General features: G+C 59.6%; 13 protein-coding genes. 6 read left to right on the plus strand and 7 right to left on the minus strand.

Annotation, left to right across the window (positions count from 1 at the left end):
• Nucleotides 1–127: 127 nt before the first annotated feature.
• The 3 genes from ACR0KL_RS16315 to ACR0KL_RS16325 all read right to left on the minus strand — a co-directional run bounded on the left by ACR0KL_RS16315 (nucleotide 128) and on the right by ACR0KL_RS16325 (nucleotide 3744).
• Nucleotides 128–1579 carry an NAD(P)(+) transhydrogenase (Re/Si-specific) subunit beta gene (locus tag ACR0KL_RS16315; protein ID WP_170375069.1) on the minus strand — a complete coding sequence of 484 codons (1452 nt, stop codon included), beginning with the start codon at nucleotides 1577–1579 and terminating at the stop codon, nucleotides 128–130.
• 13 nt (nucleotides 1580–1592) lie between these two features.
• Entirely contained in the window at nucleotides 1593–3164 is a 1572-nt protein-coding gene (locus ACR0KL_RS16320; RefSeq protein WP_170554269.1) for a Re/Si-specific NAD(P)(+) transhydrogenase subunit alpha, read from the minus strand.
• A gap of 130 nt (nucleotides 3165–3294) precedes the next feature.
• Nucleotides 3295–3744: a methyltransferase family protein gene (locus ACR0KL_RS16325; protein WP_170678489.1), complete on the minus strand. Its 450-nt coding sequence runs from the start codon at nucleotides 3742–3744 to the stop codon at nucleotides 3295–3297.
• 193 nt (nucleotides 3745–3937) lie between these two features.
• Here ACR0KL_RS16325 and kynU point away from each other — a divergent pair, with 193 nt between their 5' ends.
• Nucleotides 3938–5131, plus strand: coding sequence for a kynureninase (gene kynU / locus ACR0KL_RS16330; RefSeq protein WP_170678487.1), 1194 nt, complete (start codon nucleotides 3938–3940; stop codon nucleotides 5129–5131).
• Here kynU and ACR0KL_RS16335 read toward each other — a convergent pair.
• A complete protein-coding gene (locus ACR0KL_RS16335; protein ID WP_170678485.1) occupies nucleotides 5124–5702 on the minus strand; it encodes a TetR/AcrR family transcriptional regulator in 579 nt (192 codons plus the stop codon). The genes kynU and ACR0KL_RS16335 overlap by 8 nt on opposite strands.
• Nucleotides 5703–5799: 97 nt before the next feature.
• Between ACR0KL_RS16335 and ACR0KL_RS16340 the strand changes: the two genes are divergently transcribed.
• Nucleotides 5800–6264 (plus strand): (2Fe-2S)-binding protein, encoded by a 465-nt coding sequence (locus tag ACR0KL_RS16340; protein ID WP_170375059.1) that lies wholly within the window; start codon nucleotides 5800–5802, stop codon nucleotides 6262–6264.
• Between the two features lie 3 nt (nucleotides 6265–6267).
• A complete protein-coding gene (locus ACR0KL_RS16345) occupies nucleotides 6268–8508 on the plus strand; it encodes a xanthine dehydrogenase family protein molybdopterin-binding subunit (protein ID WP_480777280.1) in 2241 nt (746 codons plus the stop codon).
• A 50-nt stretch (nucleotides 8509–8558) separates the two neighbouring features.
• Here ACR0KL_RS16345 and ACR0KL_RS16350 read toward each other — a convergent pair whose 3' ends face one another.
• The 3 genes from ACR0KL_RS16350 to ACR0KL_RS16360 form a co-directional block, all read right to left on the minus strand.
• Entirely contained in the window at nucleotides 8559–9338 is a 780-nt protein-coding gene (locus tag ACR0KL_RS16350; RefSeq protein ID WP_170678481.1) for a gamma-glutamyl-gamma-aminobutyrate hydrolase family protein, read from the minus strand.
• A gap of 230 nt (nucleotides 9339–9568) precedes the next feature.
• The gene (locus tag ACR0KL_RS16355) at nucleotides 9569–9994 is read right to left on the minus strand and encodes a GlcG/HbpS family heme-binding protein (protein ID WP_170467956.1); all 426 of its coding nucleotides are present in this window, start codon (nucleotides 9992–9994) and stop codon (nucleotides 9569–9571) included.
• An 82-nt stretch (nucleotides 9995–10076) separates the two neighbouring features.
• Entirely contained in the window at nucleotides 10077–12212 is a 2136-nt protein-coding gene (locus tag ACR0KL_RS16360) for a malate synthase G (RefSeq protein ID WP_480777281.1), read from the minus strand.
• 207 nt (nucleotides 12213–12419) lie between these two features.
• On the opposite strand from ACR0KL_RS16360, the gene pepN reads away from it, so the two are divergent.
• The 3 genes from pepN to ACR0KL_RS16375 all read left to right on the plus strand — a co-directional run bounded on the left by pepN (nucleotide 12420) and on the right by ACR0KL_RS16375 (nucleotide 16776).
• The gene (gene pepN, locus ACR0KL_RS16365) at nucleotides 12420–14972 is read left to right on the plus strand and encodes an aminopeptidase N (protein WP_480777282.1); all 2553 of its coding nucleotides are present in this window, start codon (nucleotides 12420–12422) and stop codon (nucleotides 14970–14972) included.
• Nucleotides 14969–15397: a hypothetical protein gene (locus ACR0KL_RS16370; RefSeq protein ID WP_170678475.1), complete on the plus strand. Its 429-nt coding sequence runs from the start codon at nucleotides 14969–14971 to the stop codon at nucleotides 15395–15397. Before pepN ends, ACR0KL_RS16370 begins: the two co-directional genes overlap by 4 nt.
• A gap of 125 nt (nucleotides 15398–15522) precedes the next feature.
• Nucleotides 15523–16776: a hypothetical protein gene (locus tag ACR0KL_RS16375; protein ID WP_170678472.1), complete on the plus strand. Its 1254-nt coding sequence runs from the start codon at nucleotides 15523–15525 to the stop codon at nucleotides 16774–16776.
• The last annotated feature ends 23 nt before the right edge of the window (nucleotides 16777–16799 follow it).

Here is a 16799-nt window from a genome sequence, read left to right on the forward strand (position 1 = left end):
CATGTCACAAGCTCTTATTTCTAAACGAAAACGACCAGCAGGTTAGCTGCTGGTCGATAGCTCGTCAACATTTACCTATAGTGGCTTGGCCCGCAGGCGCCCTTTGCAATTGAATTGTGCGTTTTGATCACTCGATCATCGGCAGCAGCTTATCCAGAGACTGCTTGGCATCGCCATAGAACATGCGCGTGTTCTCTTTGAAGAACAGTGGGTTCTCGATGCCCGAATAGCCAGTACCCTGACCGCGCTTGGACACAAAGACTTGCTTGGCCTTCCAGCATTCCAGAACCGGCATACCGGCGATGGGGCTGTTGGGATCCTCCTGCGCCGCAGGGTTCACGATGTCGTTCGAGCCGATGACGATGGCCACGTCCGTGTCCGGGAAATCGTCGTTGATCTCATCCATCTCCAGCACGATGTCATACGGCACCTTGGCCTCGGCCAGCAGAACGTTCATGTGGCCCGGCAGACGTCCGGCAACGGGGTGGATCGCAAAGCGCACCTCTTTGCCCTTGGCGCGCAGCTTGCGGACCAGCTCGGACACCGATTGCTGTGCCTGAGCGACAGCCATGCCGTAACCCGGGATGATGACAATGCTGTCCGCATCGTTCAGCGCAGCGGCAACGCCGTCAGCCTCAATCGCGATTTGTTCACCTTCGACAGCCATTTGCTCGCCCTGCGGGCCACCGAAACCGCCCAGGATCACGCTGACAAAGTGACGGTTCATCGCCTTACACATGATGTAGGACAGGATCGCACCCGACGAGCCGACCAGAGCGCCAACAACGATCAGCAGGTCGTTGCCAAGGCTGAAGCCGATCGCGGCTGCCGCCCAACCCGAATACGAGTTCAGCATCGACACAACCACCGGCATGTCAGCACCACCGATGCCCATGATCAGGTGATAGCCTATGAACAACGCCGCCAGTGTCATCAGGAACAGCGGGAACAGACCGCCCGAGCTGGTGTACCAAATCAGACAGATCAGCGAGAGCCCCGCCGCTGCTGCGTTCAACATGTGACCACCGGGCAGTTTGGTCGCCGCCGAGGTCACTTTTCCGGCCAGCTTGCCATAAGCCACGACCGAGCCGGTAAAGGTGATCGCACCGATGAAGATGCCCAGGAACAGCTCAACATGTAGGATCGCCAGTTCCGCCGGAGTCTTCTTGGCGATCAACTTGGCAAAGGCGCCAAGGTCGGACAGGTCCGCCTGACCCGCGCTATCTTTGATCGCCATGACCTGAGCCACGTTTCCGATCTCGAAATGCGCGTTGAAGCCGACGAACACAGCCGCCAGACCAACCAGCGAGTGCATTGCGGCAACTAGCTGAGGCATCTCGGTCATCTGGACGCGCTGCGCCACGTATTGACCGATCAAACCGCCGCCGATGATCAACAGGATGGACAGCAGCCACAAGCCCGAACCCGGACCGACCAGTGTGGCGAAAACCGCCAACGCCATACCAACGATACCGTACCAGACCGCGCGCTTGGCGCTTTCCTGGTTCGAAAGGCCGCCGAGCGACAGGATGAATAGGACAGCCGCAACAACATAAGCGGCAGAAGTGAAGCCAATCATATGCCCGACCTCCTTAGGATTTCTGGAACATGGCGAGCATGCGCCGGGTTACGAGGAAGCCGCCGAAGATATTGATCCCGGCCATGAACACGGACAGTGCCGCCAGCAGAATAACCAGGAACGACCCGGACCCAATCTGCATCAACGCCCCAACGATAATGATCGACGAGATCGCGTTGGTGATCGCCATCAGCGGTGTGTGCAAGCTGTGCGCAACGCCCCAGATCACCTGGAAGCCCACAAAGATCGCCAAAACAAAGACGATAAAGTGCTGCATGAAGCTTGCCGGAGCGATCAGCCCCACCAGCAACATCAGCGCGCCACCAACACCCAGCAGGGTGAACTGCTGCTTGGTCTGCGCCTTGAAGGCTGCGATTTCCTGCGCCTTCTTCTCTTCCGGGGTCAGTTCCTTGACCTCGGGCTTTTTCTGCGCCGCAATCGCCTGCACCTTGGGCGGCGGCGGCGGGAAGGTGATCTCACCCTCATGGGTCACGGTCGCGCCGCGGATCACGTCATCTTCCATGTCGTGATTGATCTGACCGTCCTTCTCAGGCGTCAGGTCTGCCATCATGTGGCGGATGTTGGTCGCATACAGAGACGACGCCTGCGCCGCCATCCGGCTGGGGAAGTCGGTATAGCCGATGATGGTCACGCCATTGTCGGTCACGATCTTCTCGTCCGCGACGGTAAGCTTACAGTTGCCGCCTTTCTCCGCCGCCAAATCGACGATGACAGAGCCCGGCTTCATCGCTTCGACCATATCCTTGGTCCAAAGCTCGGGCGCTTCGCGGTTCGGGATCAGCGCGGTGGTGATCACGATGTCCATCTCGGGCGCCAATTCACGGAACTTGGCCAACTGCGCTTCGCGGAACTCCTCCGACTGAACCGATGCATAGCCGCCAGTGGCCGCGCCGTCCTGCTGGTCTTCTTCAAAGTCCAGATAGACAAACTCGGCCCCCATCGACTCGACCTGTTCGGCCACTTCGGGGCGCACGTCGAACGCATAGGTGATCGCACCCAGCGACGTCGACGTCCCGATCGCGGCCAGACCAGCCACACCGGCCCCCACGATCAGCACCTTGGCAGGGGGCACCTTACCCGCCGCCGTCACCTGACCGGTGAAGAAACGACCAAAGTTGTTGCCCGCCTCGATTACCGCGCGATACCCAGCGATATTCGCCATCGAGGACAAAGCGTCCATCTTTTGCGCACGGGAAATACGCGGAACCATCTCCATCGCGATGACATTCGCGCCTTTGGACTTGGCAGCCTCCATCCCTTCTTCGTTCCCGGCCGGGTTGAAGAAAGAGATCAGCGTCTTGCCTTTGGTCAGACGCTTCAGCTCGGTCTCATTCGGCTGGCGCACCTTGGCGACGATATCCGCAGCTTTCCAAAGCGACGCCGCGGTTTTCATAACCTCGACACCGGCCTCTTCATAAGCCGCATCAGAAAAGCCTGCCGCAGCACCGGCACCCTTTTCGATCAGGCAGTCATAGCCCAGTTTTTGCAGCTGGCGCGCCGAGTCCGGCGTCATCGCCACCCGGTTCTCACCGTCAAAAACTTCTTTTGGCGTTCCTATCTTCAACGGAGAGCCTCCTTTACTTTCGATATGTTCGCGCGAGTTCTTTGCATCTTTCGTTCAATCCCCACCTACATTGCGAAAGATTATTTCGCAACTGCAGCATTCGTTACGTTGTGTCATTGGCAGTACACCTTCAAATCCAACGCCGCGTCTTTTGCGCATAACGGGCGAAGTCAGCGCGAAATTTGCGGCGCAAGCGATCCTCTTCCGGCTCGATAAAGCGGCGTTCCAGGATCCAGACGAAAATCGGCACGAGAACCAGCGACAAGACCGCATCGAAGCGCAGGATCAAACCGGTCAGGATAAGAACGTCCCCCAGATAGATTGGGTTCCGGCTGCGTTTGAAAATTCCGCTTTGCACCATGCTGGATGGGGTCTGGTGTGGCATTACCGTCGTCTGATGGCGGCGGAATTCGACGACCGCCAGAACAGCCAAAAGAATACCGCCCCCGACTAGCACGCCGCTGGCAAGATCAGTCAACCACCCTTCAAGGGACAGTCCAAAGGACAGGTGTCGCGCTTGAAACCACGCGAGGCAAGCCGCCCCCAGCAACCAGATCGGAGGGATGTCGATTTTCTGCATTCGCGCTGATTACCTGTCGATATCTCTCAAAGAAAGTGTCGTTTTCGACAGTTTGTCTACCGCTTTCCGACCTTAAGATCAAAACATCAAAAGGTCGCGGCAATTTATTTCGGAGATATGCATCGGTAGACAGCGCTTAGCGCATCCGATAGCCAACGGATATAACCAAAATAAACAACAGGGCCCAGCCGGAATGACCGACTTCAAAGCAACCAAAGCCATGTTCGAACTGCCCGAAGGCATTCTCTATCTTGACGGCAACTCTCTGGGTCCGTTGCCAAAGGCGGTTGATGCGCGTCTGCACCAGACGGCGACGCAGGAATGGGGGCAGATGCTGATTACCGGTTGGAACAAGGCCGGATGGATGGGATTGCCCACGGGTCTGGGGGATCGGATCGGATGCCTGATCGGGGCAGAGGCAGGCAGCGTTGTGGTGGGTGACACGCTGTCGATCAAAGTCTATCAGGCCGTTGCTTCGGCGTTGGAGCTGAACCCGAACCGCAAGGTTGTGCTGTCGGACAACGGCAATTTCCCATCCGATCTGTATATGGCGGACGGATTGCTGCGCTCTCTGGGCGCGGAGTACGAATTGCGCGTTGTCGCCCCGGAAGAGGTCGCTGAAAGCATCTCCGAAGAGGTCGCCGTTCTGATGCTGACCGAGGTCGACTATCGCACTGGCCGTATGCACGACATGAAGGCGCTGACCGAATTGGCCCATGCCAAAGGTGTGGTGACGGTCTGGGATTTGGCCCATTCCGCCGGTGCAATTCCGGTCGACCTGGCCGGGTGCAACGCCGATTTTGCGGTCGGTTGTACCTACAAATACCTCAACGGCGGCCCCGGTGCGCCCGCGTTCATTTACGTTGCTCCGCGCCTGTCCGACCGTGTGCGCCCGGCGCTTTCGGGATGGCTGGGGCACGAAGCACCGTTTGCCTTCGATCTCGACTATCGTCCCGGTTCAGGGATCGAGAGGATGCGGGTCGGTACCCCTCCGGTCCTGCAAATGACCGCGCTGTCTGCGGCGATGGATGTCTGGGACATGGCCGAGATGGCCGATGTCCGGGCGAAATCCATCGAACTGACCGAATTGTTCATCGCAAAGGTCGAGGCCACCTGCCCCGGCCTAACCCTCGCCAGCCCACGCGATCCGGCGCGGCGCGGTAGTCAGGTCTCATTCCACTTTGCCGAAGGCTATGCCGCCATGCAGGCACTGATTGCCCGCGGCGTGATCGGAGATTTCCGCGCGCCAGACATCATGCGCTTTGGCTTCACGCCACTTTATGTTGATGAAAGCGACGTGGAACAGGCCGCAGAGACTCTTGCGGACATAATCACCAATAACCTGTGGGACCAACCCGAGTACAAAATCCGCCAGCGGGTTACTTGACTTCGAGTCCGGCACCCAGCAATTCAGCCAATTGCGAGATGCGCTGCTCGAATTCAGCCGCGTTGGTCGCGGTCATCTTGACGCCCATCAGGGTCGCGGTGATGGTCTTCGCGGTCTCTTCCGGGCCGTTTGGCAGGCGAACGCGTCCGGCGCTGTCTTCGCGACGCAACCAGTCGGCATAGAGCGCGGTCATTTCCGCCTCACCCTCGGCCAGAATGTCCGAGGCAGTCGATTTGCTGGTGTCCAGCATCTCTCGCCCGTGGGGAGAGGTCAGTATCTCAGCCAACCCCTTGATCTGGCCGTCAATCGCGCGCGCCAAACGCTGGGACACGCTACCATTGCCCGACAAGGCCCGCGATACGTTTGCGGTTTTCTCGGCGTAATGCGCGCGCGTCAGGCTGCGCACGATCGCCTCTTTGTTCTTGTACTGCAAATACACGGCTGGGCGCGACATGCCCGCCCCTTTGGCGATGTCGTCCATCGAGGTTTTGCGGAACCCATAGGCCGCGAACGCCTCAAGCGCCGACGCAAGAATGGCCTGTTGCCGCGGATCGTCCTGTTTTTCCGTCATGAAACCGATCTGACACTTTTCGTTTAATTTGTCAATTGACATACTGACACTTTCAGACAATTATGTCAGAAACCGCCACAGCTACGAGAGGTGTGCCATGGCAACCGCGCTGAAGATCAACGGCAAGCAACATCAGGTTGACCTGCCCGACGACGTCCCCCTGCTTTGGGTCCTCCGGGATGAGGTCGGCCTGACCGGAACCAAATTCGGCTGCGGCGTAGCTGCTTGCGGCGCCTGCACCGTGCATATCGACGGAGAGGCCGTGCGCTCGTGCCAGGTGTCGCTGTCCGATGTCTGGGGCGATGTCACCACAATCGAAGGCATCGGCTCGCCCGAGGCGATGGCCGTGATCCAGCAGGCTTGGGTGGATCATCAAGTCGCGCAATGCGGTTACTGTCAGTCCGGTCAGATCATGCAGGCGGCGGCTTTGTTGGCCGAAAACCCCGCCCCAACAGATGCGGATATAGATGACGCGATGCAGGGCAACCTGTGCCGTTGTGGCACCTATCCCCGCATCCGCGCCGCGATCCAAGATGCCGCTGGCAAGTTGCAGGAGGCTTAAGACATGGGCAAAGTTGGAAAAATTCTGCGCCGCACTTTCCTGATCGGCTCGGCCGCGATTGTCGGCGGTGTGGCCTTTGGTGCCTACTACGTCACCCGTCCCGCCCCGAACCCGCTGAAACCCGGCGAGGGTGAGGCCGCGCTGAACCCATTCATTCTGATCGACCAGAATGGCGTCACCCTCTTCGCCCCGCGTGCCGAAATGGGACAGGGCGTAAGGACAACCTGGGCTGCTTTGATCGCCGAGGAGTTGGACGTCGATCTTGATCAGATCAACGTGCTGCATGGCCCGGCTGCGGCGGCGTACTATAACTCCGCATTGGTTGGCGAAGGGCTGCCAAACAAAGGCTACGACATCTCGAACTTCCAGCACAATCTGGGCGAGGCGCTGGGTGTCCTCAGCAAAGCGCTGAGCCTTCAGGTCACCGGTGGCTCGACCTCGATGAAGGACGGGTTCGAGCGGATGCGGCAGGCCGGAGCATCGGCGCGTGAGACGCTGAAGCGGGCCGCTGCCGACCGTCTGGGGGTTGACCCGTCGCAATTGCAGACGGCATCGGGGCACGTCATCGCACCCAATGGTGACAAGATCGCCTATGCCGACCTTGCGATGGATGCGGCCGGTCTTGAGCCGGTCGAGGTGCCTCTGCGTGACCCGTCCGAGTGGCGGTATCTGGGTCAGACCCAACCGCGTCTGGACATGGTTGGCAAGGCGACTGGCACCGCAGAATTCGGCGTAGATGTCCGCCTGCCCGGTATGAAATTTGCAGCCGTGCGTATGAACCCCAAGCTGGGCGGCGCGATGAACGGCTATTACGACAGCGCTGCAAAAGACATGGCGGGGGTCGAACAGATCGTTGATCTGGGCACTGGCGTTGCGGTCATCGCCAAAAACACATGGCTTGCCAATCAAGCGGTCGAAGCGATCGACGTTGATTGGGGGGATGCCACCTACCCGCCGGAAACCGACGGCATCTTCGCCAAGATCGCCGAGGCGTTTAACGACGCCCCGAACTCGACCATGCGTGACGACGGCGACGTCAGCGTCACACCCGAAGGCGCGACCGAAATCACCGCCGAATACCGCCTGCCCTATCTGGCCCACGCCACGATGGAGCCGATGAATGCCACCGCGCTCTACACCGGCGACACTCTGGAACTGTGGTGCGGCAATCAGGCCCCGACTCTGATCCAATTCCGCGTCGCCAATACCGCCGGTCTGGATACGGATGCGGTGCAGATCCACACCACCTATCTGGGCGGTGGGTTTGGTCGTCGTGGGGAACTGGATTTCGGCGAGATCGCCACCAAGGTCGCCATGGCCGTGCCCGGCACTCCGGTCCAGACGACCTGGAGCCGTGAAGAAGACATGCGCCACGACTACTACCGCCCTGGCGCGATCGCTCGGCTGCGCGGTGCTGTGAAGGATGGCAAAGCGGTGCTGATCGACGGCGCGGTTGCCGCGCAATCCTGCACGCAGCAAGCGGTTGAGCGCTATACCGGTATGCCCGGTGCAGGGCCCGACAAGGTTCTGGTCGAGGGCTTCTTCAACCAACCCTATGCGGTTCCGAACTACCGGATGAGCGGCCATATCGCGAAGCTCGACGTGCCTGTTGGCTTCTGGCGCTCGGTCGGCAATAGCCACAACGGCTTTTTCCACGAAACCTTCATGGATGAGATGGCCCATGCCGCAGGACGCGACCCGCTGGAATTCCGGCTGGAGTTGATGAAGACCGAACACACCCCCTCGGCAGGTTGCCTTGAAGCTGTGAAAGAGATGTCGGGCTGGACCGGCCAAACCCCGGCTGGCGTCGGTCGCGGCGTTGCCTTTACCTACAGCTTTGGCACTCCGGTCGCGCAGGTGATCGAGGTGGTCGACGAAGACGGCACCATCCGCATCAACAAGGCGTGGATCGCCTGTGACATGGGTCTCGCGTTGGACCCAGAAAACGTCAAGGCGCAGATGTTCGGTGGAATGATGTATGGCCTGAGCGCCGCTTGCTACGGCGAAATCACCTTTGCCGAGGGCGAAGTCGAGCAGTTCAACTTCCCCGACTATGACGCAATTCGCATGCACACGGCTCCGCAGGTCGAAGTGCGCGTTCTCGAGACCAACCGCCATATGGGCGGCGCAGGTGAGCCCGGTACACCCCCCTCAATGCCGGCCTTAGGTAATGCGCTGTTTGATCTGACCGGAGAACGCGCGCGAACCCTGCCGCTGATCAATCAGTTCGACCTACTGATTTGATCGCGACGCACCGGTCCGGCATCCCCTCCCGGACGGACCGGTGCCAAAACTTACGCTGTTTGCTGTAGGAACCGCGTGCTTGATCCTGCAGACCAGGCTTTGACGGCCGCGCCAAACGCCTCAAACAACGGGCGCGAGACCGGGTCATTTGCAGCATCCCATTCCGGGTGCCATTGGACCGAGAGGGTAAAGCCCGGCGCATCTTTGACATAAATCGCCTCGGGCGTGCCATCCGGTGCGTGGCCGTCGATCACAACATTCTGGCCTACGGCCTTGATCCCCTGACCGTGCAGCGTATTGGTCATCACTTCGCGTGCACCGAACAGCCGATGGAACACGCCGCCTTCGTTCAGAGTTACGACATGGCGCAGGGCGAACTTTTCCTCAAGCGTTCCATCCGGTGGCATCCGGTGGTTCTGCCGCCCCGGAAGGTCGCGGATCTCGGGATAGAGCGTCCCGCCCATCGCCACGTTAACCTCTTGGAACCCGCGGCAGATTCCAAAGAACGGCTGGCCGCGCTCAACACATGCGCGTACCAGCGGCAAGGTAATCGCATCGCGCGCCCGGTCGAAATCGCCATGCGCTTCGGTCGGCGGCTCACCATATTCCTCGGGGTGCACATTGGGGCGCCCGCCCGTCAGAAGAAACCCGTCGCACGCGTCCAGCAACTCCTCGACCGAGACGTAACGTGGATCAGCCGGGATCAGCAGTGGCAAACACCCTGAAACATTCGCAACGGCATCCGAGTTCATCGTGCCACCGGCATGCGTCGGGTAGTTGTCATTCATCAAGTAAGAGTTGCCGATGATACCGACGACGGGTCGAGACATTCTGCTTTCCCAATTTGTTTCCTAAACGTGTGGAAAAGCTATCGGCAGGGACAACAGCGCGCAATAGCACAGGCCCTGTGTGTCAGCGCAAGTACCTGTTCAATGTCGCACATATATGCATCCGACGGGACATTGTCACAATCGGACTCTCATTGCCCGCTAAACGTGCAATGCAAAAAGTCCAATTTGGGCGAGAGAGCCAGCGCAGGCTCTCCCCTTCTTCAAGGAAATCAGCTTTCGCCAACAAGGTTCGCGGCTTCGATCCCTGCCATCGCAGCAAGCACGTCATTGTCCGATGTGTCGCCTGTCACGCCAACGGCGCCAATCACGGCACCTTTCTTGTCGCGCAACAGCACGCCACCCGGCACCGGAATGACCTTACCGCCATAAACTCCGTTCACTGCCGCCATGAAATAGGCCTGCGCTTCGGCCCGCTGCATCTGAGCTGTACCTGCCATCCCCAGCATGACCGAACCATAGGCCTTGCCCTGCGCAATTCCAAACCGTCCGGGGGCCGCGCCATCTTCGCGCTCGAACGCAATGACATGACCGCCCGCATCCAGCACAACGACCGAAAGCGGTTTCAATTCCAACCGGCGCCCCTCTTCCAGCGCTTTACGAATGATGGTGCGCGCCTTGCGCAAGGAAATTGCCATCCCTGATCCCTTTCATCTGGCTAAAAATATCCTCGGGGAAGCGCGAGTGGGCAGACAGCCCCCTCGGTCCCGGCCTATCCACTTAACCCAAGCTGGCTTTCAACTCCAAACGGCGGGCGTGCAGAACCGGCTCAGTATAACCGGACGGTTGCAAACGCCCTTTGAACACCAGATCGCAGGCCGCCTGAAAGGCAATGCTTTCAAAGCCGGGCGCCATCGGATGATATGCAGCGTCACCTTCGTTCTGACGGTCCACAACGGCGGCCATCTTCTGCATCGCCGCCATTACCTGTTCTTCGCTGACAACACCGTGGTGCAACCAGTTGGCCAGCGCTTGGCTGGAAATCCGACAGGTCGCGCGATCTTCCATCAATCCAATGTCGTTCAGGTCCGGCACTTTCGAGCATCCGACGCCCTGATCGACCCAACGCACAACGTAGCCCAGAATACCCTGCGCGTTGTTCTCGACCTCGCGGGTGATCTCATCATCACTGAGGTTGCGGCCACCCAGCAGCGGAACGGTCAGCAAATCCTCCAACGTGCCGCGTGCCCCACCTGCGGCCAGCTCGTCCTGACGGGCCAGAACGTCGACCTTGTGATAGTGCGTGGCGTGCAACGTCGCAGCGGTTGGCGAGGGAACCCATGCGCAAGTGGCACCGGATTGCGGATGGCCGATCTTAGCCTCCAGCATATCGCCCATGCGATCAGGCATGGCCCACATACCTTTACCAATCTGCGCCTTGCCTTTCAGGCCGCAGGCCAGACCGATATCGACGTTGCGATCCTCGTAGGACGCGATCCATGGTGTGTTTTTGATGTCGCCCTTGGGCAGCATCGGGCCTGCCTCCATCGAGGTGTGGATCTCGTCCCCGGTCCGATCAAGGAAGCCGGTGTTGATGAAGGCCACGCGCGATTTCGCGGCCCGGATACATTCCTTGAGGTTGGCGGAAGTGCGCCGTTCCTCATCCATGATGCCCACCTTCACCGTGCTGCGCGGCAAGCCCAGGATGTCTTCGACCATATCGAAAATCTCGACCGAGAACCCGACCTCTTCAGGACCATGCATCTTGGGCTTCACCACATAGACCGACCCGGTGACCGAGTTTCCGCCGTCGCGCGCCAGATCATGCATGGCGATCAACGTGGTGCAGAGAGCGTCCATGAGGCCCTCGCCGATCTCGTTGCCTTCGGCATCCAGCACGGCCGGGTTGGTCATCAGATGACCCACATTGCGCACCAGCATCAACGAGCGGCCTTTCAGACGCGCCTCAGCGCCGTTCGCGTCTGTGAAGTACAGATCAGCTGCCAACCGGCGGGTAAATGTCTTGCCGGATTTGCTGACCTCTTCGGTCAGGTCACCCTTCATCAGACCCAGCCAGTTACCGTAGGCAACAACCTTATCCGCTGCATCCACACAGGCCACGGAATCCTCACAATCCATGATCGTCGACAACGCGGACTCGAGCCGAAGGTCCGAGATGTTGGCCGGATCAGCAGCGCCGATCGCGCTGATTGGGTCGATCATGATCTGAATGTGAAGACCGTTGTTTTTCAATAGGATGAACTCGGGCTTTTCAGCGGCGCCGCCATGGCCCACAAACCTCGAGGCATCCGCCAGAGCAGGAACCAATTCGCCTGCCTCAACGCTCAGCTTTGTGACATCCGCCCAAGACCCGCTGGCCAATGGCACAGCATCGTCGAGAAACGCTTTGGCCCATGCAATGACACGCGCGCCGCGGGCGGCATCATAGCCGCCGCCCGCAGGCAGATCACCCATCGCATCCGTGCCATAGAGCGCGTCATACAAGCTGCCCCACCGGGCATTCGCAGCATTCAGAGCAAAGCGCGCATTGGTGATTGGCACAACCAGCTGAGGGCCGGGCGTTGCGGCGATCTCGGGGTCGACATTGGCGGTTTCGATCTGAAAGTCTTCACCCTCGTCGACCAGATACCCGATCTCGTGCAGGAACGCTTTATAAGCATCGGCGTCGTGGGCCTCACCTTTGTGCTCCAGGTGCCATGCGTCCAGTTGGCTTTGAATCTCTTGACGTTTGGTAAGGAAGGCGCGGTTCTTGGGGCCCAGTTCGGATACCATCCGCGACAGGCCGTTCCAGAAGGTCTCGGCGGTGACACCGGTTCCGGGCAAAGCCTGACCTTCGATGAATGCGACCAGAACCGGATCGACCTGAAGTCCGCTGCGTGTCTGTCTGCTGGCCATTTTCTTCCTCTCCCACGAATGTACGCCACTGTATGCCGCCAGCATGTAGAGCGAAAGTTTCCGATAGGCAACGTATGCCGCTACGTTCTGGTAAGAAAATCTTACCAAAATGGCAGATCACCACCACTGACAGCGGATATAGGCGACTTGCAGCCCTGCCGCGATGCCCCTAACGTCGCCGTCGACCCAACCTTCATGAGGCCCCCGATGCGCGACGCCGCCCCCACCACGATCTATCTCAAAGACTACACCCCATTCGGGTATCTCGTGGACAATGTGCATCTGACGTTTGATCTGGCAGCAAATGCCACCCGCGTCACATCCCGCATCGCCTTTCGTCCAAATCCAGAGGCCAGCGATCGCACCTTTTTCCTGCATGGCGAGCAACTGAAGCTGATCCGCGCCTCCATCGACGGTGCCCAAGTGTCCCCAAACCTCACGCCTGAGGGGCTGACGGTTGCCGCCCCCAACGCCCCCTTTGTCTGGGAGGCGGAGGTCGAGATCGACCCCGGCAATAACACCGCGCTTGAAGGGCTCTATATGTCGAACGGCATGTATTGCACCCAGTGCGAGGCCGAGGGTTTCCGCAAGATCACCTACTACCCGGACCGCCCCGACGTGATGTCGACCTTCACGGTGCGTATCAATGGCGACCTTCCGGTGCTGCTGTCCAACGGCAACCCGTCGGGCAAAGGCGAAGGCTGGGCTGAATGGACGGACCCATGGCCCAAACCCGCCTATCTGTTTGCTCTGGTCGCTGGAGACCTCATCGCTCATCCGGGCCAGTTCACTACCATGTCCGGTCGCGATGTCGAACTGAACCTATGGGTTCGCCCCGGCGATGAAGGCAAATGTGCCTTCGGGATGGAGGCGCTCAAGAAGTCTATGAAATGGGATGAGGACGTCTACGGCCGTGAATACGATCTGGACGTGTTCAACATCGTCGCCGTGGATGATTTCAACATGGGCGCGATGGAGAACAAGGGGCTGAACATCTTCAACTCTTCAGCCGTTCTGGCCAGCCCGGAAACCTCGACCGATGTGAATTTCGAACGGATCGAGGCGATCATTGCGCATGAATATTTCCACAACTGGACCGGCAACCGCATCACCTGCCGCGACTGGTTTCAGCTGTGCCTCAAAGAGGGCCTGACCGTTTTCCGCGATGCGCAGTTCACCTCGGACATGCGCTCGGCTCCGGTCAAGCGCATCCACGACGCCATCGACCTGCGCGCAAGGCAGTTCCCCGAGGACAATGGCCCGCTATCGCACCCGGTCCGGCCCGAGAGTTTTCAGGAAATCAACAACTTCTACACCTCAACCGTCTATGAGAAAGGTGCCGAGGTCATCGGCATGCTGAAACGCTTGGTCGGGGATGAGGCCTATAGCAAGGCGCTGGATCTGTATTTCGACCGCCATGACGGGCAGGCCTGTACGATCGAGCATTGGCTGCAAGTCTTCGAGGACACAACAGGCCGCGACCTGAGCCAGTTCAAACGCTGGTACAGCCAGTCCGGCACCCCGCGCGTGTCCGTGGCCGAGGATTGGACGGATGGCACCTACACGCTGACGCTGAGCCAACGCACCGAGCCGACTCCGGGACAGAAGGACAAGCAGCCACAGGTCATTCCCGTCGCTGTCGGCTTGCTGTGCCCGAACGGCGACGAGGTTCACGCAACCCAAGTGCTGGAGCTGACCGAGGCCGAGCAGAGCTTTTCCTTCACCGGGCTTGCTGCCAAACCCGTGCCCTCGATCCTGCGCGATTTCTCGGCCCCTGTGATCCTTGAACATGCCACATCGAATGCCGAGCGCGCCTTTCTGCTGGCCCATGACACCGATCCGTTCAACCGCTGGCAGGCGGGGCGCTCGCTTGCCGAGGACACTCTGCTGCGCATGATCACCGAAGAGGCGACGCCGGAGTCCGATTATCTTGATGGCCTGTTGGCTGTGCTGCGCGATGAAACACTGGACCCGGCTTATCGGGCTTTGATGTTGGGCCTTCCGACCCAATCCGAACTCGCCGCCGCCCTATACGACAGAGGCGTAACGCCCGACCCGATGGCTATCTGGACCGCCGTAGAGACTCTCCGTCAAGCCACCGCGCAACATGTTCAGGACCTTCTGCCCAAGCTGCACAGCGAAACACTTGTGGACGCCCCTTATCAACCGGACGCGGCGCAATCCGGCAAGCGTGCATTGGGCGGAGCAGCGCTGGCTCTTACCGCTCGTCTCGACGGCGGCAGCAAGGCGGCAGACGCGTACCAAACTGCCGACAATATGACACTGCAACTGACCGCCCTGTCCTGCGTGCTGCGTGCGGGCAAAGGTGAAGCTGAACTGAGCGCGTTCTATGACCAGTGGAAACATGACCGGCTGGTGGTCGACAAATGGTTTGGCCTGCAGGTCTCGATGGCCGCCCCTCAGAGAACAGTAGAGGCCGCGCGGACCCTGACAGAGCATCCTGATTTCAATTGGAAAAACCCCAACCGGTTCCGTGCCTTGATGGGATCGCTGGCCATGAATCACGCGGGTTTCCATCAGGCAGACGGAGCGGGCTACGCCCTGCTTGCGGACTGGCTTATCCGGTTGGACCCGGTGAACCCGCAGACCACGGCGCGTATGTGTTCAGCGTTCCAGACGTGGAAACGATATGACGCCGACCGTCAGGCGCTCATGCGCGCGCAGCTGCGCCGGATCGCAGACACGCCCGACCTGTCACGCGACACGACCGAGATGGTCTCGCGCATCCTCGGCGCATGACTTCGTTCAGCTTTACACGGCAAAACCGGAACCCGCGTGTGGTGATTTTGCTGATCTGCATCTACGCGGTGCTGATCGGCCTGATCATTTTCCTGAACGCGGCATGGTGGTTGATGGCGTTGCTCGCGCTGGCAACACTCCCGGCGGTTTGGGATGTTGTGAAAGACACCAGCGCCGGGGTCGAACTGACCGGCGAGAAACTGCGGTGGTTCACCGGCCAACGCAGCGGTGAACTGGACCTGTCCGAGGTTGATCGATTCCGATTTGACACCCGCTGGGATTTCTCGGTTCGCGTTTCGGCAGTGCTTAAGTCAGACAAGCGCGTCCGCCTACCGGATGAGTCGCTGCCCCCACACAAAGAGCTTGAAGACGTGTTGCAGCAGGCGGGATTTACCGTTGAACGTCATCATTTTAGGGTTTTTTGAAACAATCCCAAGCCCATGGGGTAATTGATCACACCCCGGACTTACGCGCGCAACGACTCCTTGAAATAGACACAGTTTTTGGCAAACTGGACGCGTTACACGTTTGTTACAGTTCGAGTTTTGCCATGTTTCGGTCTTTCAGGGTGGTTGCCGCCCGTATTTTCGGCTCTTCCAGTCCCACCTCTACGCCTTTGCCTGCGTCGGTCGCGGATGCAACCGCGTGGCTTGTCGCCTCGGGGCAGTTGAACATCCCTATTGCGGAAACAGATGACACCGCCGGTCATCAGGTGATCGAACGCGGACGCCATCTGGCGCGTCAGGATATGTGGGTCGAACTCTCAAAAGAGATGCGGGCCGCGGATGACGCACGCGAAACAACACCCTGCGGCCAACCGGTTGCCGACCTGTTGGGGTTCGGAGCCCGGGCAGATGTTGTGCTGGCTGCGGAACATGCCCTGTCGGATGGCAGAACTCAGTCGGACTATGATTTTCTGGCGGGCATCTCTGAACTGGAGGGTGAAATTCAGAACCACCCCGATGATCCTATGATCGCCCTTGTGGTGGCATTGGCTCATATTGATTTGGCTTGGGCATGGCGTGGGACAGCAGACCCCAAAGACCTGCCTGCCCTGCATCAATCCCGGTGCGCCGCGCATTTCGACCGCGCTGCGGATTTGCTGAAGGGCTGTCGCTCTGAAATGCCGAACAGCCCAGCAATTGCCGCTGCGGATTGTGCCCTTTTGTCGGGCCACATCAGCCCGCGCACCCGTGTAGCGGACAAATACGAAGCGCTGATCACGCTTGACCCGCGAAACCATCGCCACATGCGCGCAATGGGCAGCCATCTTTTGCCACGCAGGTTCGGGACCTACGACCAGCTAGAAGTTCAGGCCCTACGCAACGCCGCGCGCACTCAGAAAACATGGGGTGCTGGCGGATATACCTGGGTCCAGTTCGATGCCATTGCATTGGATGACGAAGCCTGCGCGCGTGTGGATGTCGAGTATTTTCTGGAAGGTCTGCACGACATCGTTGAACGCCGCCCCGACCAGCAGACGATCAACCTGTTGGCGGCCTATTGTTCGGTCACGCTGCAAAACGGGATGGGCCGCAGCCCAAAGGCCGACATCGCCCGCAAACAGATTTGCGAGGCTGCAAACTGGCTGATCCGCGATCACCTGACCGAGTTGCACCCCCTGATCTGGGCCCATGCGGCGAACGGGTTTAGCAACAGCCTGCGCATCAACTCGACCGAGCGGTTCGCCGCCCGTGGCCGCCGGGATGCGCTGCGCGCGATCGCCAATCAACTGCGCGAGGAACTGCGCAGTGGTCAAAGCGTGACCTTCACGCCGACAGGGTTGCAAGTCTCAGGGAACTAACCCCTTGCCCCTTTGGCGCGCCG

The organism is Ruegeria sp. C8, assembly GCF_056537565.1.

Excerpts from the sequence above, each read along its gene's own strand:
- ACR0KL_RS16315 (WP_170375069.1), bottom strand. The coding sequence starts at position 1,579 with ATGATTGGCTTCACTTCTGCCGCTTATGTTGTTGCGGCTGTCCTATTC.
- ACR0KL_RS16345 (WP_480777280.1), top strand. The coding sequence starts at position 6,268 with ATGGGCAAAGTTGGAAAAATTCTGCGCCGCACTTTCCTGATCGGCTCG.
- ACR0KL_RS16335 (WP_170678485.1), bottom strand. The coding sequence starts at position 5,702 with ATGACGGAAAAACAGGACGATCCGCGGCAACAGGCCATTCTTGCGTCG.
- kynU (WP_170678487.1), top strand. The coding sequence starts at position 3,938 with ATGACCGACTTCAAAGCAACCAAAGCCATGTTCGAACTGCCCGAAGGC.
- ACR0KL_RS16370 (WP_170678475.1), top strand. The coding sequence starts at position 14,969 with ATGACTTCGTTCAGCTTTACACGGCAAAACCGGAACCCGCGTGTGGTG.
- ACR0KL_RS16325 (WP_170678489.1), bottom strand. The coding sequence starts at position 3,744 with ATGCAGAAAATCGACATCCCTCCGATCTGGTTGCTGGGGGCGGCTTGC.
- ACR0KL_RS16340 (WP_170375059.1), top strand. The coding sequence starts at position 5,800 with ATGGCAACCGCGCTGAAGATCAACGGCAAGCAACATCAGGTTGACCTG.
- ACR0KL_RS16355 (WP_170467956.1), bottom strand. The coding sequence starts at position 9,994 with ATGGCAATTTCCTTGCGCAAGGCGCGCACCATCATTCGTAAAGCGCTG.
- ACR0KL_RS16360 (WP_480777281.1), bottom strand. The coding sequence starts at position 12,212 with ATGGCCAGCAGACAGACACGCAGCGGACTTCAGGTCGATCCGGTTCTG.
- ACR0KL_RS16375 (WP_170678472.1), top strand. The coding sequence starts at position 15,523 with ATGTTTCGGTCTTTCAGGGTGGTTGCCGCCCGTATTTTCGGCTCTTCC.
- pepN (WP_480777282.1), top strand. The coding sequence starts at position 12,420 with ATGCGCGACGCCGCCCCCACCACGATCTATCTCAAAGACTACACCCCA.
- ACR0KL_RS16350 (WP_170678481.1), bottom strand. The coding sequence starts at position 9,338 with ATGTCTCGACCCGTCGTCGGTATCATCGGCAACTCTTACTTGATGAAT.